Raw genomic sequence first — 18,370 nt, 5'->3', positions numbered from 1 at the left:
TCTCCGAGTGTGCGGGGGCGCCGACGCCGTCAGATCCAGCCTTCTTCTTTGGCGCGCAATGCGGCCTGGAAACGATTGACCGCGCCGAGCCGCGCCATGAGATCGGCGACATAGCGGCGATATGTGCGGACGGAGACGTCGATTTCCCGCGCCGCGATCTCGTCCTTGTCCGCCGTCGCCATGACGGCGAGGACTTGACGCTCCAGATCGGAAAGGAGCGGCGCGTCCGAGCTCGGCTCGGTGTATTCCTTGAAATCGGTGGCGCCGTCCCATACGCCGTCGAAATAGGTGACGAGCTGCGACACCAGGCCCGGTTCCTTCACCAGCAGCGCGCCGCGGGCGCTCTCCTTGGGATGGATGGGCACCACCGCGACGCTGCGGTCGAAGATCAGCATGCGGTCGAAGGGGTCTTCGGTGATGTGGACCTGCCCGCCCAGGCTCGTCAGCTCGCGCAGGTACGCCACCATGTTCGGGTCGTCGAGCGCCTTGGGGTGGTAGACGGCCTTCACCGCGAGCCCGCGGCGCAGCGAGCGGGTGTCCAGCGGCAGCGCCGTCTCGATGGCGCCCCGCGACAGCGGCCCGCCCGGGTGCAGGCACAGGGTCTCCTTGTAGGAGAAGAACCCGAGGTCGTCGAGTCGCTGGCGCACCCGGTCCAGGCCCTCGACGCGTTCGATGTCCAGCATGGAGCTGGCGTTCTCGCCGTGCTGCTGGTCCTCCACGAGGGAGGAGATGACGTCCCGCGCGCCGAGCACGCGGCGGATCTCGGAGTTGAGCTCGTTGAGGCGCTGTTCGATGAGCCGCTCGATGCCGATGCGCGGCTCGGTGGCCATGACGCGGTGCCGGTCGGTCAGGTCGATCAGGGACAGCCGGTCAAGGGTGTCGACGGCGGCCTCGATGCTGTCGGGATCCAGGTCGAGCGCCTGCCTGATCGAACCGATGCCGTCGCCACGGTGCCGCAGGAAGTACCGGTAGATCTCCAATGCTTCCGCGGGAACACCGATGACGGAAATGTCCATGGCTCGCCTCCTGGCCATGTCCCTCGTCCAGGGGGGATCAGTACCTCCGACCCTTGCCCGGCTCCACAGATATGTGTAATTACAAACTATCAGAGATGTAGATGGTCTGTTATTCTCGCAAATTGCTCTCATCGGCGCCTCGGGCGAGGCGGCCGAGAATACGGGTCAGGACGGACCGCTCCCCGGGTGTCAGGGGGCCCAGCACCCGCTCGTGCACCTCGGCGGTCAGCGGGTGCAGGACCTCCACCAGAAGCGCGCGGCCGGCCACGGTCAGCTCGATGGCGTAGGCGCGCCTGTCGACCCGGTCGCGCCCGCGCGCCACCAGCCCGCGCTGCTCCAGCAGATCGATGATGTGGACCATCGTCGAGCGGTCGACGGCGAGCCGCCGGCCGATCTCCTGCTGGGACATGGGCCCGGCCGACTCCAGCACGACGAGCACCCCGTAGTCGCGCCAGCGGAGGTCATCGCCCTTGAGGGCCTCCTCCAGCCGCAGCGTGACCTCGCGCGCCACGTCGTTGAGCAGCCAGCCGGTGGACTCGGCCAGGACCCGCGCCGTCGGCGCGGACTCGTGCGCGTTCCCGCCCATGCTCAACCCTCCAGCGGCGGGCGATCAGCCTTCGGGATCGTCGGCCGCCCGCGCGTGTTCCCACGCCAGCACGATCTCTCGGACTTCGTCCCAGATGTCACGTATCTCATCCCACGTGGTCCCGGCGTCCGGCACGGGTCGCCTAGCGGACATGAGGCCCTCCCTCGCCACCGATGGGTGAAATCCTGGTCGAAGCCCTCCGGCGCCCTTCACGCTAACAAGTATGGTCGCAGACAATCAGCTCTACTGTCAATCAGCTTTACTGACGATTGGAACGCTGACCATCGGTTGCGCTGCCCATCGCAGCGTGTGACACTCGTGCCAGACGGAGCCGTGCTTGATGTGCGGCATGCCGCACATTTCGTGACCGGTGACCACGGAAGGCACGTCTGTGAGCGTTGATTCCCCGAACTCCGACGTCCCCCTGCCGGAATTCTCCTCCGGGGACACCGGCATCCTGCTCGCCAAGGCCGGCGAGCTGTTCGCCGAGCTGCTGGAAGCCGCGGTGGAGCCGTTCGGGCTGCGCGCCAAGGACGTCATCGTGCTCACCGCCATCGACTCCGTGGGGCCGCAGTCCCAGCAGCAGCTCGCCCGCACCCACGGCATCGACCGCACCACCATGGTCAGCGTCGTGGACGGCCTGGAGCGCCTGGGCCTGGTCCAGCGCGCGCGCAACCCCGACGACCGGCGCAAGTACGCCATCGGCCTGACCGGCGAGGGGCAGGCGCTGCTGCGCTACAAGCTCGGCCCGGCCATGCTGAACGCCCTTGACACCTTCCTGGCCCCGTTCACTCCCGGCGAGCGCGAGATGTTCGGCCAGTTCCTGTGGCGCCTGGTCCACGACCGCGGCGGCCTCTCCCCCGGCACGCGAAGCGAACCGGCGTCCGGCGGTTAGGGCACCGGGCAGGGCAAGGTGCCGCCTCGCGGCCAAGGCGTGGGCAGGGTGACGGGCGGCGGCTAGGGCACCGGGCAGGGCAAGGTGGTGCCCGGGGGCACCGTGCGGTAGCAGGCCGCGCCGGGGCACACCACCTTCACCGCCTCGCCGGTATCGCCGAGCGTGACCACGATCGGCTCGTGCCCGAACCGGCGGCAGGCGATGTCGGCCCAGCTCGACTCCCCGTCCCCCGGCATCGGCCGGTCCATCGCCGAGCCGTCGGCGTCCAGCGCCGACCACTCCAGGTAGGCCAGGTAGTCCACCTCGCGGTGCCAGACGGTCAGCCGGCGCAGCGAGTCGGCGATGGACAGGCTGTCCCACGGCTGGGCCCGCGCGGCCAGCGCGCGCAGGAACGCCTCGGCGACCGCCTCTCCGATCGTGCGCGCGGCGGCCGTGGCGATCGTGGTGCCCTCCCCGCTCACGCCGACGACGGCGATCTGGAAGTCCGGGCCGGGCAGCGCGAACGCCGACACCCGCAGGCCCAGCGCGGCCGCGGCCTCGGCCGCCTCCCCGGGGATCATCGTGGCCAGGTGCTGGGAGACGCGCAGCAGCGGCATGCGCGGGCTCGCCCACCAGCGGGTGACCATGTCGTGCGCGAGCAGGTCGGCGATCGCGCCGGAGACGCCCTCCTCGCCGATGACGCCCACCGCCGTGGGCTCCACCCGGCAGTCCCGCTCGCCCATCCACACGACCTCGGCCGGGAGCACGTACCGTTCGTGGCTGAGCAGCCCGATGCCCGCGACGCGCGAGTGGCGGCCGGAGGGCGGGTCCGGCATGAAGTCCGACAGGCACAGCTCCCTGTGGTCGTCCGGCGGGCAGGGCACGGCCACGCCGTCCGGCAGCCGGTGCAGCGCGTCCAGGGCCGCGGCCCGCACCCGCGCCCTCCCCCGCGCGGTCTCGGCCGAGAAGTGCGCGGCGACGGCCAGCACGCCGGACTCGGGACGGTGGGCGTAGGCCAGGTGCACCTCCCCGCCCAGGCACTCGGCGGTCTCCTCAGCGCGCACCGGCGGTGACGCCGAGATCGCCGATCGCGCACTGTCAGATGTGGGCGCCATCGTCAACTCCTCGCGACGGATCTGCGGACCGCCGAAGACCCCATTGGGGCCCCTCGGCCCACGGCCGGACGCCGCCGGCGGAGAGGTCGTGCCACTGGCCGAGCCGCGACGCCGGGCTTTCCCGGCATCAAGCACCCCGGCTCGTGCCGCGGACCGCACACAAGGTGCTGACACGACTCCCATGGAACATGGCCGGCGAAGCGCACGTCAACGCGCTGCCGCGTATCAAGCAACGTGGAAGAAGAGCCGCCCGGCGCCCGCGCGGAAAGCCGCCCGGGAGGCCGTCGGAGAAGGGGGCCCGGGAAGACCACGGGCTCGCGCCGTGGGCGGAGGGGAACGCCGAAGGGGCCGGCCGGCGCCCGCGGTCGCACCGCGCGCGCCGGGCACGGCCCGGCGGCTCCCCGTGTCCGCCTCAGGCGGACTCGAGGGGGCTGTTCTGGTAGGCGGCGAGCTTCCACTGCCCCTCGTGCCGGGCGACGACCCAGGTGGCGCGGACGGCGCGGTCGGGGTGCACCTTGTTCTCACCCGCGGCGAGCACGCCGCCCTGGGTGATCACCAGGGCGGTGTCGGCGTTCAGGAACCGCATGTCGATGGGAAGGCCGGTGACCTGGGTGCCCTTGTACGGGCCGGCGAAGGCGGCGGTCATGTACGCCTCGATGTCCGCGGTGCCCTTGCTGAACGCCCCGGGAAGGATCATGGTGCCGTCGGGGGTGAACACCTCGGCGAAGGCCTTGGCGTTGTGGCTCGCCCACGCCGCGACGATGCGGCTCGGGACCGAGACGACGGCGGCCTTGTCCTTGTCGGTCACGGCGGGGGCGGCGGTGGCGGTGCTGGTGGGGGCCATGTCTGGATCCTTTGGTCGTCTCTGCCGTCAGATGTAGAGCGTGTTGGGCTCGAGACCGCAGAGGATCCGCCCGTACAGCTCGGCGTTGGTGTTCGGGTGCATCAGGGCGTGCAGGTTCGCGGCGTGGGTGTCGCGGGCGATGCGCTGGATCGGCACGATGCTGTAGATGGACGAGCCGCCGCTCGCCGAGGCGAAGATGTCCACCGCCTCCTTGGCCAGCTTGACCACCGCGCCCATGTCGCCGCGGGCCCGCGCCCGCTCCTCGATCGTCCACTCCGCGCCCTGGGCGCCCTTGGAGTCGACCAGTCCCGACAGCCGGTGGGCGTGGAACTCCGCCTGGTCGATCTTGTTGACCGCCTCGGCCACCTGCAGGTGGGTCAGCGGCGCCTCGGCCTGGCTGTCGTATCCGGTGTAGGTGATCTTGCGTCCGGGCAGCCGCTCGAGGAAGGTGTCCTTGGCCGCCTTGGCGAGCCCGATCAGGGTGCCGACCGAGGACGCCGAGGCGACCGGGAGCAGCGGCGAGCTGTAGATCGGGCGGCCCTGGACGGCCGGCGAGGCGGCCTGGCCCTGCAGCACCAGCGGCAGCGGCAGCACGCGGGCGTCGGGGATGAACAGGTCCTGGGCGATCGTGGTGACGCTGCCGGTGCCCTTGAGGCCCGAGGTGTGCCAGTCGTCGACGATCGTCAGGTCCGACATCGGCACGACGATGGCGACCGGCATGGGCTCGCCCTCCCCGCCGATCTGGATCGCGACGATGACCTGGTAGTGGGCGTGCAGGGCGCCGCTGATGAAGCCCCACTTGCCGTTGACGATGACGCCGCCGTCGACCTTCGCCGCCATGCCGGTCGGGCTCAGCGTCCCGCAGATGCGCACGTCGGGGGTGGCGAACACCTCGTCCAGGACGGGCTCGGGGAACATGCTGGCCATCCACGTCGGGATCCAGTACACCGACGCGACCCAGGAGGTGGAGCCGTCGGCCCTGCCGAGCTCGGTGGCGACGTCGATCAGCGTACGGGTGTCGGACTCGTAGCCGCCGTAGCGGACGGGGACCCGCATCTTGAAGACGCCGGCGTCCGCCAGGGCCTGGATGGACTCCTCGTGGACGCGGCGGTTGTCCTCGTTCCAGGCCGCGTGCCCGCGAAGGAGCGGCACGAGTTCGGACGCGCGTTGGACGAGCTGGTCCCGCGTCGGAACCTCGGTCGTCAGCACCATATCCTCCTAGAAAAGACCGGCGAGAAAAGGCGGCGCCGGCAGGCGCGCCGGAAGGCCCGGAATTGGCACGTGGCCGGATCGCCGGCCGCCGATGCTCACCATCCGACGGTCGCACCGGCCTTCCGGCCACGCATCTTCTGGAATGCGAAAGCCCTATTCCGCAGGCCGGAGACCGCAATGTGAGAGATGTGCCGCGGGAATGGCGGATGTGAATATTAAGCTCCGCGGCAGGCTTCCGGTGTACCCGCCCGTCATCGGCGCCGAGCGGAACGTGTCACCGGCGAGCACGGCCCCGGCCCGACCGCCGGCACGCGTGCTACAGCGGACTTTTCTTCGGGCGTGTCCATTCGGGGCGTGCTTCCTCCAGGCACCTCCCCTGGACGGCCGGCTCGACGGCTACCGATTCATCGAGGAGTTGAGGTGCACGTAGAGGAAAGAAGTCCGGCAGCCGCCGACACGGCCGCCCCCGAGGCCGGCGTGGCCGCGGAGCGGCCCAAGACGCGCCCGTTGACCGGCGAGGAGTACATCGAGAGCCTGCGCGACGACCGGGAGATCTACCTGTACGGCGAGCGGGTGAAGGACGTCACCGCGCACCCGGCGTTCCACAACCCCATCAGGATGACGGCGCGGCTGTACGACGCGCTGCACGACCCCGACAAGCAGGCCGTGCTGACCAAGCCGACCGACACCGGCAGCGACGGCTACACCCACCGGTTCTACACCACGCCGCACAGCGTCGAGGACCTGGTCGCCGACCAGCGGGCCATCGCCGAGTGGGCGCGCATGAGCTACGGCTGGATGGGGCGCAGCCCCGACTACAAGGCGGCCTTCCTCGGCACGCTCGGCGCCAACGCCGACTTCTACGAGCCGTTCTCCGACAACGCCCGGCGCTGGTACAAGGAATCGCAGGAGAAGGTCCTGTACTGGAACCACGCGATCGTCCACCCGCCGGTCGACCGCAACCGCCCGCCGGACGAGGTCGCCGACGTCTTCGTGCACGTCGAGAAGGAGACCGACGCGGGGCTCGTGGTCAGCGGGGCCAAGGTCGTGGCCACCGGCTCGGCGCTCACCCACTACAACTTCATCGCCCACTACGGGCTGCCCATCAAGGACAAGAAGTTCGCGCTCGTCGCCACCATCCCCATGGGTGCGAAGGGCATGAAGCTCATCTGCCGGCCGTCCTACTCCACCGCCGCCACGGTGATGGGCACGCCGTTCGACTATCCGCTCTCCTCGCGGCTGGACGAGAACGACACCATCCTCGTCCTGGACAAGGTGCTCATCCCCTGGGAGAACGTCTTCGTCTACGGCAACCTGGGCAAGGCGCTGCTGTTCACCGGCCGCTCGGGCTTCTTCGAGCGCTTCACCTTCCACGGCTGCACCCGGCTGGCCGTGAAGCTGGAGTTCATCGCCGGGCTGCTCATCAAGGCCACCGAGATGACGGGCACCAAGGACTTCCGCGGCGTGCAGACCCGCATCGGCGAGGTCCTGGCCTGGCGCAACCTGTTCTGGGCCTTCTCCGACGCCGCGGCGCGCAACCCGGTGGAGTGGAAGGACGGCGCCCTGCTGCCCAACCCGGCGTACGGGCTGGCCTACCGCTGGTTCATGCAGACCGGCTACCCGCGGATCAAGGAGATCATCCAGCAGGACATCGCCAGCGGGCTGATCTACATCAACTCCAGCTCCGAGGACTTCAAGAACCCCGACATCCGGCCCTACCTGGACAAGTACATCCGCGGGTCGGACGGCAGCGACGCGGTCGAGCGCATCAAGGTCATGAAGCTGCTCTGGGACGCCATCGGCACCGAGTTCGGCGGCCGGCACGAGCTGTACGAGCGCAACTACGCCGGCAACCACGAGAACACCCGCGTCGAACTGCTGAACGCCCAAATGGTGGGCGGCGAGGTGGACGGCTACAAGGCCTTCGTCGACCAGTGCCTCAGCGAGTACGACCTCGACGGCTGGACGGTCCCCGACCTGTCCTCCTTCGACCACCTCCGCCGCATCGGCAACGGCACCACCCTCAACCCCTGACCGCCCACCCCGTTCACCACTGAGACCACCACCCCGGCGGGTTTCCGCCGGGGCGGTGGCACGTGGCCGTGACGAGACGGCGGTTACTCGAAGATCAGCCCCACGCCTGGGACGCACTTGGGTTTCTTGGGAGCGAAGATGAGGGTGTCGATGGCCGTCGCGGTCTGCACCGGTCCGCCCCTGACCTGCACGCCCGTGTAGAACTGATAGCGGACCGGCCGGAAGATGTCGCACGGGTCCTTGGGAATGTACTCGGCCGGGATCCACGTCGACCCGCCGCCGCCACCGCCGCCGGGGGAACCGGTGTCAGAGCCGCCCGGAACCGGCTCGCCGGGCAGCGGGTACGGGAGGACCTTGCGGGGATCGAACCAGAGGTCGGTCGACAGGACGATGCCGGTCGGGGAGATGGCGCGGCACACGCTGTCGATGTCGGTCTCCTCGCAGACCTGCGCGGAGTTGGTGTACGCCCATTGCCCGACCGACTGGATCTCATCCGGCGTCGCGTCGGCCAGCGGCTGCGGGTCGATGGTCACGCGGTCGAAGTTCGGCCCCTGCGGGAAGAGTGCCGGCATCCTGGCCGCCAGGAAGGTCGCGAGCGCCTTGCCGATGGCCACCGAACCGAGCTCGTTCGGGTGGAAGCTCTCCTGGAACGACTTGAAGATCTTGCCGCTCCACAGCACGTCCGGGCGGCGCACGAGGCCCTGGAAGTAGGTGTCCGGCCGGCCGAGCTCATGTCCCGCGACCACGCTGGTGCCGTTCGGCCCGGCCGTGTTCGGGTCGAAGATGTGGACCTGGGTGTTCGGATGGCTCGCCTGGAACTGCGCCACCCCGTCCCGGATGGCCTGGTTCACCTTGGTCGCGAAGGGATACATCAGGTCCATGGTGTGGCCGGTGATCTCCTCCATGCCGGTGTTGCCCGACTCCTTGACCGGGAGCGGGTAGAGCGCCACGACGATCTCCGCCACCGGGTGGGTCTCCCGGACGGTCTCCAGTCCCTGGGCGATCTTGCCCGGCAGGGGGGTGATCCGCGACTGCAGACGGCCCACCTCCAGGGCGACCGCCTGCTCCTGGTCGGTCTGCCAGGTGAACACCCCGAAACGGCCGGTGGCCGGGTTCAGGTACGCCTCGGCCGCGGTGCTGACCAGGTCGGCGAAACCGGCGTCGTTGCCGCCGAGCCCGAAGTAGGCGATCTTCGCCATGGTCGGGACGTCCTGGGCCTGTGGCGGATTACGGACGACCGTTCCGCCCTTCTCCATCTGCGGCTCGTTGAGGTGTTTGATCCACGCGCCGGACGAGGCGTTGAAGAAGAGCCGGTCGCGCCCGTACGTCGTTCGCATCGTGTCCGAGGTGAGGGTCGGCCTGTACAAGGGGTAGCGGTTCATCTCCAGGGCCGTCCAGGCCACGGCGAAGGGGGCAAGGCCCGACTTGTGGGTCCAGTCCTCGCTGCCGTCGGACTTCGTCACGTACGTGTGGTCGTGGCTCGCGCCCTCGCCGCTGGTGTAGCTGTCGCCGTAGACGACCGCGTCGTACGGATCCGGCCCCAGAACGACACAGGTCGGCGGGCACGGTAGTGGGACCGGCAGCGGCGGGCGTGTCGGAAACGGAACGCCCGATGGCAGCGGCGAGAGCGTCGGCAACGGACCTCGGGTCGGCAGCGGTATCGGATCGGCGCTGGCCACGGTGGCCGGCAGGAGCAGCCCCAGGGCGGCGGACAACGTCGCCAGTACGACGTACACCCGGGTACGTCTCGGGACACGGGAGGGTGACATGTGAACCTCGCTCGATGATCGCGTGGCTTGCCGCAGCAGCATGCTTCACGGCGGCCGTCGCTAGCATCGGGCGGTTCCCTACCGCACCCCCCTACATCGGCCCGGCGTCCGGGCCGGCGGCGGCTCGTTCGGCCCTGAACCGGGCGTCCGCCGTCAGGTGCTGGGTGAGCGTGACGCGCGACTGGACGCCGAGCTTGGCGAAGGTGCGCGACAGGTGGGCCTCCACCGTCTTGGGGCTCAGGTACAGCCGCTCCGCGATCTGCTGGTTGGTCAGTCCCTCCACCGCGAGGTCGGCGATCTGCCGCTCCCGGGTGGTGAGCGTGGACAGCGGACCGGCCGGCCGGCGCCGCCCCCGGGGCGCCCGGGCGGCCAGCCTGCGTTCGTCGCGCGCCAGCGAGGCCGACAGCCAGGTCGCCCCGGCGGCGGCGTACAGGGATTTGGCCCGGCCTATCTCGTGCTGGACCTTCCCGGCCGCGCCCAGGGCGGCGTACAGCTCGGCGGCGAGTTGCCGCGTGAGCCCCTCCTCCACCGGGGCTCCGGCGGCGGCGAACTGGTCGGCGCCCCGTGCCGCGTGCACGGCCGCCTCCTTCGACCGCCCGGCGAGCATGAGCACCTTCGCCCGCGCCCGGTGCGCGAACCCCAGCTGATGCGGCAGACCGGACCGCGTCGCCCGGAGAAGGGCGCTTTCGGCGAGCGAGTCGGCCTCGGACCCGGCGCCGCCGGCGGCGGCCGTGGTCACCGCCTGGAGGGCCAGGCAGTACGTCGTGGTCGGTTCGTCGGCCGGCTCCTGCCCGGTCAACGCGGCCATGGCCCGGTCGGGCCGCCCGGCCTCGGCGTGGACCAGGGCGAGGTCGAGGGTCGCCAGCCCTGACCACCAGCCCGACCGGGGCCGGGTCCCGGAGATCCGTTCGGCGTGTTCCAGGGCGGCCCGCGGTCCGTCCCGCCACAACAGCGGACGCAGGAGCAGGATGCTGGACATGGCCAGGGTCTCCCGGCTGTGGATCAGCCGGGACGCCTCGCGGGCCTCCTCGGCGGCGGTCACCGCCTCGGGCAGCCGGCCCTGCCGCTCGTGCAGCGCGGACACGACGATGAGCAGGTACGGCACGCTGTGGCTACGCCCGGCACGGTAGGCGATGTCCAGCCCGCGGCGCAGATGCCGCAAGGCGTCGTCGTAGCGCCCCAGGTGGAGCTCGACCCACGCCAGCGGCGCGACGAACTCCAGGTGCGGGGCGAGCACGTCGTCGGTCATGGCGTCGGTCAGCCACGCCGCCCGGTCGGTCTCGCCGCGGCTGTGTGCCACGCGGCCCTCGCGCAGACCGGCCAGCGCCTGGATGGTGCCGGCGGCCGCTTCCAGCGCCTTGTCGTCCGCGTCCTTCAGGGACCGGATCGCCTCGGCGGCCGTGCGCCGGGCCTTCGCCGGCTCACGGCCCATCAACTCGACCGCGGCCAGCCCGACCTGGGCCAGGCTGGTCGACCGGTCGGGCGCGTGCGGCCGGGTCAGCTCGGTGGTGAGCAGTGCCTTGGCCTCGTCGAAGTCGCCGAGGAGGCGATAGACCATGGAGGAGAAGCTCACCGCGGCGATACGCAGCGGCCCCGGCGCCCGTATCACCTCCTGCAGGATCTGCCTGCTGGCCGCCAGTTCGCCGGTCACCCCCAAGGCGCGGCCCAGTGCCCATTGCAGCTGGACCCGCCACAAGGCCAGGTCCGCCTCATCCGGCAGCAACCGGATCGCCGTGCGCAACAGCCGGACGGCGGTGGACGGAGCGGCGTCCAGAGCCGCCCTGGCCGCCGCCTCCAGCGTCCGCACCGCCTGCACGTCGCCGTGTCTGGCCGATCGCGCGGTGTGGTGGGCCAGCAGCTGCAGCGGGCCGCCGTTGGTGCGCAGATGCTCCGCCGCCCGCTCGTGCGCGCGCGAGCGCCAGGCCGCGCCGGCCATCCAGTACGCCGCGGCCCGGACCAGCGGGTGGCGGAAGCGGAGACAGGCGTCGGCCTCCACCACCGTGCCCACGCCGACCAGGTGGTCGATGGCCTGGTCGAAGGCGGCCTCAGGCAGTTCGGTGATGGAGGCGACCAGGTCCAGGGAGATCGGTTCACCGGCCACCGCCGCCGCGCAGGCCACCTGCCGGACATCGGGCGTCAGGGCGGTCAGTTCGGTGCTGAGCACGTCCAGCAGTGCCCGCTCGGGTGCGCCGGTCGCCGCGTCCCCGGCCTCCGCGAGCGCGGTGAGCGTCTCCACCCCGGCGTCGGCGAGCACCTGGAGGTAAAGCGGGTTTCCGCGGGTCGTGCGGTACAGCAGTCGCCGCCGGCCGCGGTCGGCCCCCGGTAACAGCGCCGCCACGTCGGCCTCGCCCAGCGGGGCCAGGCCGATGTGGACGGTCGCGTCGCCGAGCTGGGCCAGGGCCCGCCCGATGCCCGCGGGCGCCTGCGCCGTGCGGTAGGCGGTGGCCAGCAGCAACGGCGCCCGCGGCGGGCGGCGCAGCAGATACTCGGTCAGCTCCACGGAGGACCGGTCGGCCCAGTGCAGGTCGTCGAGCACGATGGCGACCGGGCCGGCGGCCCCCTGGTCCTCGATGAGCCGGCGCGCGCGCTGGAAGAGCCGGTAGCGGTCGAGCCCCGCGCGCCGCGCCTCGGACGGTCCTGTGGCGTCCAGCAGCAACTCGGTCAGCGCACCCTGCGCGTCCCGGCGCGGATCACCCGGCTGGGGTTCGAACGCGGCGATGTAGACACCGAAGGGCACGTCACGCTCGAACTCGGTCGCCTGGCCGTGATGGACGGCGAAACCACGGGCCCGGGCCATGTCGGCCAGTTCGGCGAGCAGCCGGGTCTTGCCCATTCCCGGGTCGCCACGCACCGCCACGGCCCGTAGCGCTCCGTCGGCGGCTCCGGACACGGCGCTCGCGAGGAGGCCGAGCTCAGCGTCGCGACCGATCGGCCTGCCGTATGTCGCTCCGTTGGCCATCCCGCCCTGAACATCCAGTCCGGTTAGTGCAGATAGCAGCGACGCCAAGCCTAGTCGGGTGATCGTCGGTTGGGAACACGCCCACGCCCCGGTGGCCGGGCACCAGTGGGCGTCGGACCACACCTGGACCTGCGTCAGTCCGTTTAGGCGCCGGCTGTTCAATCGGCTTGTTGCTGCTCGGCGGCGTCGGCGGCGTTGAGCCGGTCGAAGGCGCTCGGACCGTCGTGCGGCTTCGGGGGGGCGCCGAGGTGGCGGACGCGGAGCTCGTCCATGAGCTCCTCGACGAACGCCGGGCCCCCGTCGCGCATGAGCTGCTGCCGGCTTCGGAGCTCGGCGCCGCCGCTGGTCCAGTCGAGGCCCCAGTTGCCGAGAGCGTAGATGATCGGCAGCGTCTGGATGCCGGCCTCGGTGAGGCTGAAGCGCGCGCGCTGTCCGCGGACCGCGGTGCCGCGGGTGAGGATCCCCGCGTCGATGAGCCGCTTGAGGCGGTCGGCGAGGATGTTGGAGGCGATGCCCTCGATCGACCCGGTGAGCAGCGCGCGGAAGTACCGGCGGTCGCCGAAGATGACGTCGCGCAGAACGATCAACGACCAGCGATCTCCGAGCACCTCGACGGCGGCGTTGATCGGGCACTCGGACCGTGGTTCCACGACTCCTCCTTGACAGGTGGTTTGCCCCCCTATAGTAGTTGCAGATTGCAACCACTATTGCGGAAGGGGAGACGATGGGTCGCTTCACATATTGGATGAACGTGTCCCTCGACCTGCGGATCGAGCAGGTTCCGGGGGACGACGGCGCGGGCGAATGGCTGCGCATCGGCGAGGAGCTGCACCGGGAGTTCAACGCGCGGGCGCGGGAGCTCGCGTCGATGGTGCAGGGCCGGGTCATCTACGAGACGATGGAGCAATCATGGCCGCAGGCGCGTCATGACGCGTCGCTACCGGACTACATGCGTGAGTACGGCGAGATCTGGACGGACATGCCCAAGGTGCTCGTCTCGCGCACCCGCCGCGGCGCCGACCACAACACCCGGGTCTTCGGCGGAGACGACGCGATCGAGCAGCTCGCCGCCCTGCGTGCCGAGACCGACGGCACCATCGGTGTGGGCGGCGCGACGCTCGCCACCCAGCTGCTCCGCGCCAGGCTGCTCGACGAGCTGCTGCTGTTCACCCATCCCGCGATCCTCGGCTTCGGCAGGCCGCTGTTCGACGAGTACGACGTGCCGGTCGAGCTCGACCTGCTCGAGCAGCGCTCGTTCGAGCGGGGCGTCACGATGCACCGCTACGCGATTCGCGACACGCTCGCGGCCGGCCCACGTTGAAGGAGGGCACCTCAGGCACGCGCGGGCCGGTGGGCATGGGAAGACCGGCGGAGGCGGGGCCTTCGCCGGTCTCGGGGGTGCTGGACGCCGGGGGCGGTCAGACGCGGACGCCGGGGGCGAGGGGGACGCCGGGGCGGGCGTCGCTCTCCAGGGCGAGATAGGGGTCGTCCATCTCGTACCAGCCGAGGCCGGGCGGGCAGCGGTCGTAGCCGAGCAGGCGCCGCACCTCCTCCGGGTAGGCCAGCACGGACTCCTTGGGCACGGCGAGGTACTGGTTCTCCTCCTGGCGCAGGTTGCCCAGGTCCAGCGCGATCGTCATGCCGGTGCGCGGGGTCTCGGTGTCGTTGCGGCCGCCGCCGTGGTAGACGCCGCCCAGCCAGATCAGGCCCGAGCCGGCCGGCATCTCGGTGGGGAGCGCCTCGGAGGCCTCGGGGGCGCGCTCGTCGTCCCAGTGGTGGCTGCCGGGGATCACCATGGTGCCGCCGTTGGCCGCGGTGAACTCGCTCATGGCCAGCATGAGCTGCACCCGGCTGGTCGGCCCGGGGTGGCGGCGCAGGTGCAGCGCGTCGTCCCGGTGCAGGGGCTGCTTGCCCTGCCCGGCGTGCAGCTGGATGAGCTGGGTGCCGCTGATCTGGATCGTCGGGGTCATCTCGACCCGCGACTTGCCGACCCACATCGGCACCGGCTTCTGCATGATCGCCCGCGCGGCCCCGAGGTACAGGGGCTGGGTCACCACGGGGGTGAGGTGCGCGGTGCGCGCGAACAACGACGACACGCGGCGGGTCCGCTTGCCGTTGTACCAGTCCTGGCTGTACTCGCACGCGTCGAGGGCCGGTCCGAAATCGTCCCACAGCGCGGCGAGCGTGCCGTCGTCGACGAAGTCCTCGACGATGACCGCGCCGTCGCGCTCCAGGATCTCGACGACCTCACCGAGGTCGGCGTCGGGTCGCACCCGGGTCAGGCCCGCCATCGCAGACCACCTTTCCTGATGAGAGTTGTCCTCGCGCCCGCGCGCGGGTCGCGCGCGGGCGCCGCCGATGACCGGCCCACTGACGTCACACCCGCGAGGGGTCGCCGGCCTTCGCGACGACGCTGCGGACGAAACCGGCCAGGTCGGGGTCCTCCTCGAAGATGTCGCCGACCTCGATGAAGATGCCGAGCTCCCCCTCGACGCGCGACACGAGCCGGTTGGCGGCCATGGACTCGCCGTTCAGCTCGAAGAAGGTCTCCCGCTCGTGGCCCTCGGGCACCTGGAGAACCGACCTCCAGATGTCCTCGACCTTCTTCTCGATCTCCTCGACGGTGTACTTCCCCGTGCCCTCAGTGCTCATTGGATGTCCTCTCGCTGCTTGCCTGGCAAGGCTTCTCGATCGCTCGACGGGCTCTGCTTGCTGGTTGGTCGGATCTCAGGCGGTCACGGCCCCCGGTGGCGGGCCCCACCGCAGCGGGGCGTCGGGGGCGGTGACCGCGTCCGCGACCACCTGGTGGAACTCCGACGCCATGCGCGTGATGGTGCTCTTGTCGAACAGGTTGCTGTTGAACCCGAGGGTTCCGACGATGTCGCCCGTGGAGTCGATCTCCAGGTGCCACATCGCGCCGTCGGGGATGTCCCCGCCCACGGGCTGGGACAGCAGCCGCCGGCGGATCTCGGAGTAGGCGAGACCTCCGGCCGACTCCTCCTGGCCGGCCAGCGGCGACCGGAAGACCTGGAAGGCGCACACGGCGCGGTCGTCGGCGATCGAGGGGAGCATCAGCTCCGGCGCCTCCTCCAGCACCTGCGCGAACGGGATGTCGTGGGTGTAGGCGGAGATGCAGGTGGCCCGGGTGCGCTCGACGACCTGGCGGAAGGTGTCGCACCCGGAAAGGTCGATGCGGAGCGGGACGAAGTTGAAGAAGGACCCGACGGTGTCCATGAAGCGCGGCTGGGCGCGGCCGGAGGTGAAGGTCGGCACGACGATGTCGGTGACGCCCGTCTCCTTGCGCAGCAGCGTGGCGTAGGCGGCGAGCAGGACCATGAACGGCGAGCTGCGCATGCCGCGGCCAATCTCGAACACCCCGGAGGTCAGCTCGGCGGGGATCCAGAAGCGGTGCCAGGCGGTGGCCTTGGGCAGCCCGGCCGAGCGCGGGTGGTCGGTGGGCGTGGCCAGGATGCGGGCGCCGCGCAGCCGCTCGCGCCAGAACGCGCGCTTGTCCGCGGACGCGGCCCCGGCGGCGCTCTCCTGCTCCCAGCGCGCGTACTCCCCGTACTGGCACACCTCGGGCAGCTCGACCTGGTGACCGGAGCGCGAGGCGTAGCAGCCGACGAGGTCGCGCATGATCAGGCGCATGGACCACTCGTCGGCGGCGGTGTGGTGGGCGATCAGCACGAGCACCGCGTCGTCGTCGGCGAACCGGCCGATGACGGCGCGCAGCAGGGGCAGCTCGCCGATGCCGTACGCGCCCGCCTCCAGCTCGATGAGCAGCTGTTCGGCGCGCAGCTCGCGGTCGCCGGGGGCGACGCCGGTGAAGTCGCGCACCAGCAGCGCGGCCGGGGTCGGCGGCAGGACCTCCTGGTAGCGGGTCTCGGCCGACCGGACGATGATCGTGCGCAGCGACTCGTGGCGCGTCACCACGTCGTCCAGGGCGTCCTGCAGCGTCTCGACGTCGACGGCGCCGGTGAGGCGCCAGCCGCAGACGATGTTGTACTTGGGACCGAACGGCCCCTCCTCGTCGCCCACGTCGAAATTGCAGAGGAATTCCTGGTTGAAGGAGAGCGGAATTCGTTCCGCCGTGCCGGCCGGCGCCTGCGGTGGCGCAGAAATCGTCATGATGCTCCAGGTCCTCCTTCGGGTCTGCGCGGGCCGACGCCGGCGCCGGGAGCCCGCGTGGAATTCCGGAAATGCGCAGAGGAATTCATCGGGCGGTCCGGCCCGGGGAGGAGAATGGTCGCACGGCCATATCCATGAACTCTATCCACCCCGGGCCCTGTCACTGTTCTTCTGTATTGCTGTGTTCCGCGCGGCTCAGCGCGGCCCGACGTTCCGCGCGGCTCAGCGCAGTTCGACGTTGACGCTGGAGGCGGCCGCCAGGAACTCCCCGCGGGAGATCGCGGCGGCGATCAGCTCGATGTCGTCGGACATGAACCGGTCGGCGTCCAGGGTCGGCACCAGCGAGCGCACCAGCCCGTAGGTGGCCTTGCCCGCCGGGCTGAGCTGCTCGTACCTGCCCGACACGTCCACGGCCTGCGCCGCGGCGAGGAACTCCACGGCCAGGATGCGGTTGTTGTTGGACAGCACCCTGCGGGCGTTGCGCGCCGCGATGAGGCCCATGCTGACGACGTCCTGGTTGTCGCCGTTGGACGGGACGCTCTGGGTGCTGGCCGGGCCGATGGTCCTGTTCTCGGCCACCAGCGCCGTCGCCGGGTACTGCGCTCCGGCGAAGCCGCTGTTCAGTCCCGGGTCGCCCTTGACCAGGAACTCCGGCAGGCCGTCGCTGAGGTAGCGGTTCAGCATCCGGTTGGTCCGCCGCTCGGAGAACACACCGAGCTGGGTGAGCGCGATGGTGACGTAGTCCATCGCGAACGCGATGGGCTGGCCGTGGAAGTTGGCGCCGTGGAAGATCTCCTCCACGCCCTCGAAGAACAGGGGGTTGTCGTTGGAGGAGTTCAGCTCGATGCGCAGCTTCTCGGCGGCGTAGTACAGGCTGTCGCGGACCGCGCCGACGACCTGCGGGATCGCCCGCAGCGTGTACGCCTTCTGGATGTAGACCTCGGTGCGGTCCACGCCCTTGCCCGCGCGCTGCTCCTGGGCCTGGCGGCGCAGCTCGGCGTGCTCCAGGGTGAGGCCGCTGCCCTTGATCAGCGCCCGCATGTTGGCGGCGTTGTCCATCTGGCCCTGGTGCGGACGGGCGAGGTCGTGGCCCTCGGCCTGGAAGGGGCTGGTCGAGCCGCGCAGCGTCTCCACCACGAGCGCCGTGACGATCTCGGCCTGGCGCACCTGCTCGATGGCGCGGCCGACGACCAGCGACCCCAGCCCGGTCATGCCGGAGGTGCCGTTGATCATCGACAGGCCTTCTTTGAAGCGGAGCTGCAGCGGCTCGATGCCGTGCTCGCGCAGCACCGTCCCGGTCTCGACCCGCTTGCCCTCGCGCAGCACGTAGCCCTCGCCGATCAGCGTGGTCGCGATGTGCGCCAGGGTCGCCAGGTCGCCGCTCGCGCCGAGCGAGCCGATCTCCGGGATGGCCGGGGTGATGCCGAGGTTGAGGTACAGCGCCAGGCGCTCGAGCAGCTCCGGCCGCACGGCCGAGTACCCGCGGGCCAGGGCGTTCAGCCGGGCGGACAGGATGGCCCTGGCCTCGTCCTCGGCGAACAGCGGCCCCACGCCGGCGCTGTGGCTGCGCACCAGGTTGGTCTGCAGCTCCACCTCCTTGGAGGTGTCGACCAGCATGTAGATCATCTCGCCGTAACCGGTGGTCACTCCGTAGACGGGAATGCCCTGCCGGATGGTGTCCTCGAACATCCGGCGGCTGGTCGCGGCCCTGGCCAGCGCCGCGGGGGCGATGGTGACGGACGCCCAGTCCTCGGCCACCCGGCGGACGTCGGCGATTTCCAGGCTCTCGCCGTCGAAATCGACGGACACTTCGGTTTCCACCAGAGTCACGCT

16 protein-coding genes are annotated in these 18,370 nt (G+C 70.8%); 3 read left to right on the top strand and 13 right to left on the bottom strand.

All coding sequences use genetic code 11. The features are described 5' to 3' along the window. Positions 1–29: 29 nt before the first annotated feature. The 3 genes from ACFQSB_RS02870 to ACFQSB_RS02860 form a co-directional block, all read right to left on the bottom strand. A complete protein-coding gene (locus ACFQSB_RS02870; protein WP_380824080.1) occupies positions 30–1,016 on the bottom strand; it encodes a helix-turn-helix transcriptional regulator in 987 nt (328 codons plus the stop codon). 109 nt (positions 1,017–1,125) lie between these two features. After that, positions 1,126–1,602: a MarR family winged helix-turn-helix transcriptional regulator gene (locus ACFQSB_RS02865; protein WP_380824079.1), complete on the bottom strand. Its 477-nt coding sequence runs from the start codon at positions 1,600–1,602 to the stop codon at positions 1,126–1,128. A gap of 24 nt (positions 1,603–1,626) precedes the next feature. Then, entirely contained in the window at positions 1,627–1,755 is a 129-nt protein-coding gene (locus ACFQSB_RS02860) for a hypothetical protein (protein ID WP_380824078.1), read from the bottom strand. A 238-nt stretch (positions 1,756–1,993) separates the two neighbouring features. Between ACFQSB_RS02860 and ACFQSB_RS02855 the strand changes: the two genes are divergently transcribed. Next, positions 1,994–2,497 carry a MarR family winged helix-turn-helix transcriptional regulator gene (locus ACFQSB_RS02855; RefSeq protein ID WP_380824077.1) on the top strand — a complete coding sequence of 168 codons (504 nt, stop codon included), beginning with the start codon at positions 1,994–1,996 and terminating at the stop codon, positions 2,495–2,497. Between the two features lie 62 nt (positions 2,498–2,559). Here the strand turns inward: ACFQSB_RS02855 and ACFQSB_RS02850 are convergent, their stop codons facing one another. From ACFQSB_RS02850 to ACFQSB_RS02840, 3 genes are all read right to left on the bottom strand, one after another. Continuing rightward, positions 2,560–3,591, bottom strand: a complete 1,032-nt coding sequence (locus ACFQSB_RS02850) for a hypothetical protein (protein WP_380824076.1) — start codon at positions 3,589–3,591, stop codon at positions 2,560–2,562. Between the two features lie 412 nt (positions 3,592–4,003). Continuing rightward, positions 4,004–4,435, bottom strand: coding sequence for an SgcJ/EcaC family oxidoreductase (locus tag ACFQSB_RS02845; RefSeq protein ID WP_354851172.1), 432 nt, complete (start codon positions 4,433–4,435; stop codon positions 4,004–4,006). A gap of 27 nt (positions 4,436–4,462) precedes the next feature. Beyond that, positions 4,463–5,647, bottom strand: coding sequence for an acyl-CoA dehydrogenase family protein (locus ACFQSB_RS02840; RefSeq protein WP_354851169.1), 1,185 nt, complete (start codon positions 5,645–5,647; stop codon positions 4,463–4,465). A 420-nt stretch (positions 5,648–6,067) separates the two neighbouring features. Between ACFQSB_RS02840 and ACFQSB_RS02835 the strand changes: the two genes are divergently transcribed. Then, positions 6,068–7,681 (top strand): 4-hydroxyphenylacetate 3-hydroxylase family protein, encoded by a 1,614-nt coding sequence (locus tag ACFQSB_RS02835; RefSeq protein WP_380824075.1) that lies wholly within the window; start codon positions 6,068–6,070, stop codon positions 7,679–7,681. A gap of 83 nt (positions 7,682–7,764) precedes the next feature. Here the strand turns inward: ACFQSB_RS02835 and ACFQSB_RS02830 are convergent, their stop codons facing one another. The 3 genes from ACFQSB_RS02830 to ACFQSB_RS02820 all read right to left on the bottom strand — a co-directional run bounded on the left by ACFQSB_RS02830 (position 7,765) and on the right by ACFQSB_RS02820 (position 13,059). Further along, the gene (locus ACFQSB_RS02830) at positions 7,765–9,450 is read right to left on the bottom strand and encodes an SGNH/GDSL hydrolase family protein (protein ID WP_380824074.1); all 1,686 of its coding nucleotides are present in this window, start codon (positions 9,448–9,450) and stop codon (positions 7,765–7,767) included. Positions 9,451–9,541: 91 nt separating this feature from the next. Next, entirely contained in the window at positions 9,542–12,409 is a 2,868-nt protein-coding gene (locus ACFQSB_RS02825) for an AAA family ATPase (RefSeq protein ID WP_380824073.1), read from the bottom strand. Positions 12,410–12,567: 158 nt separating this feature from the next. Then, positions 12,568–13,059 carry a winged helix-turn-helix transcriptional regulator gene (locus ACFQSB_RS02820; protein ID WP_380824072.1) on the bottom strand — a complete coding sequence of 164 codons (492 nt, stop codon included), beginning with the start codon at positions 13,057–13,059 and terminating at the stop codon, positions 12,568–12,570. Between the two features lie 74 nt (positions 13,060–13,133). Between ACFQSB_RS02820 and ACFQSB_RS02815 the strand changes: the two genes are divergently transcribed. Next, on the top strand, positions 13,134–13,730 hold the full coding sequence (locus ACFQSB_RS02815) for a dihydrofolate reductase family protein (protein ID WP_380824071.1): 597 nt from the start codon (positions 13,134–13,136) through the stop codon (positions 13,728–13,730). A gap of 97 nt (positions 13,731–13,827) precedes the next feature. Here ACFQSB_RS02815 and ACFQSB_RS02810 read toward each other — a convergent pair whose 3' ends face one another. The 4 genes from ACFQSB_RS02810 to cmdF all read right to left on the bottom strand — a co-directional run bounded on the left by ACFQSB_RS02810 (position 13,828) and on the right by cmdF (position 18,367). Further along, a complete protein-coding gene (locus ACFQSB_RS02810) occupies positions 13,828–14,700 on the bottom strand; it encodes a phytanoyl-CoA dioxygenase family protein (RefSeq protein WP_380824070.1) in 873 nt (290 codons plus the stop codon). Positions 14,701–14,785: 85 nt separating this feature from the next. After that, positions 14,786–15,061: a phosphopantetheine-binding protein gene (locus ACFQSB_RS02805; RefSeq protein WP_354926473.1), complete on the bottom strand. Its 276-nt coding sequence runs from the start codon at positions 15,059–15,061 to the stop codon at positions 14,786–14,788. A 75-nt stretch (positions 15,062–15,136) separates the two neighbouring features. Continuing rightward, the gene (locus tag ACFQSB_RS02800; RefSeq protein ID WP_380824069.1) at positions 15,137–16,537 is read right to left on the bottom strand and encodes a condensation domain-containing protein; all 1,401 of its coding nucleotides are present in this window, start codon (positions 16,535–16,537) and stop codon (positions 15,137–15,139) included. A 222-nt stretch (positions 16,538–16,759) separates the two neighbouring features. Further along, positions 16,760–18,367: a tyrosine 2,3-aminomutase gene (cmdF, locus tag ACFQSB_RS02795; RefSeq protein ID WP_380824068.1), complete on the bottom strand. Its 1,608-nt coding sequence runs from the start codon at positions 18,365–18,367 to the stop codon at positions 16,760–16,762. Between the last annotated feature and the right edge of the window lie 3 nt (positions 18,368–18,370).

This window comes from Sphaerisporangium rhizosphaerae (assembly GCF_042665155.1).
In the GTDB taxonomy this organism is placed as follows: domain Bacteria; phylum Actinomycetota; class Actinomycetes; order Streptosporangiales; family Streptosporangiaceae; genus Sphaerisporangium; species Sphaerisporangium rhizosphaerae.
The sequence above is the reverse complement of the archived record's forward strand: the minus strand, read 5'-3'. Positions and strand labels throughout refer to the sequence as shown.

Bases quoted from the DNA above. Each gene is read 5' to 3' on its own strand.
- ACFQSB_RS02830 (WP_380824074.1), bottom strand. From the start codon at position 9,450: ATGTCACCCTCCCGTGTCCCGAGACGTACCCGGGTGTACGTCGTACTG.
- ACFQSB_RS02840 (WP_354851169.1), bottom strand. From the start codon at position 5,647: ATGGTGCTGACGACCGAGGTTCCGACGCGGGACCAGCTCGTCCAACGC.
- ACFQSB_RS02850 (WP_380824076.1), bottom strand. From the start codon at position 3,591: ATGGCGCCCACATCTGACAGTGCGCGATCGGCGATCTCGGCGTCACCG.
- ACFQSB_RS02810 (WP_380824070.1), bottom strand. From the start codon at position 14,700: ATGGCGGGCCTGACCCGGGTGCGACCCGACGCCGACCTCGGTGAGGTC.
- ACFQSB_RS02825 (WP_380824073.1), bottom strand. From the start codon at position 12,409: ATGGCCAACGGAGCGACATACGGCAGGCCGATCGGTCGCGACGCTGAG.
- ACFQSB_RS02805 (WP_354926473.1), bottom strand. From the start codon at position 15,061: ATGAGCACTGAGGGCACGGGGAAGTACACCGTCGAGGAGATCGAGAAG.
- ACFQSB_RS02800 (WP_380824069.1), bottom strand. From the start codon at position 16,537: ATGACGATTTCTGCGCCACCGCAGGCGCCGGCCGGCACGGCGGAACGA.
- ACFQSB_RS02870 (WP_380824080.1), bottom strand. From the start codon at position 1,016: ATGGACATTTCCGTCATCGGTGTTCCCGCGGAAGCATTGGAGATCTAC.
- ACFQSB_RS02860 (WP_380824078.1), bottom strand. From the start codon at position 1,755: ATGTCCGCTAGGCGACCCGTGCCGGACGCCGGGACCACGTGGGATGAG.
- ACFQSB_RS02865 (WP_380824079.1), bottom strand. From the start codon at position 1,602: ATGGGCGGGAACGCGCACGAGTCCGCGCCGACGGCGCGGGTCCTGGCC.
- ACFQSB_RS02815 (WP_380824071.1), top strand. From the start codon at position 13,134: ATGGGTCGCTTCACATATTGGATGAACGTGTCCCTCGACCTGCGGATC.
- ACFQSB_RS02845 (WP_354851172.1), bottom strand. From the start codon at position 4,435: ATGGCCCCCACCAGCACCGCCACCGCCGCCCCCGCCGTGACCGACAAG.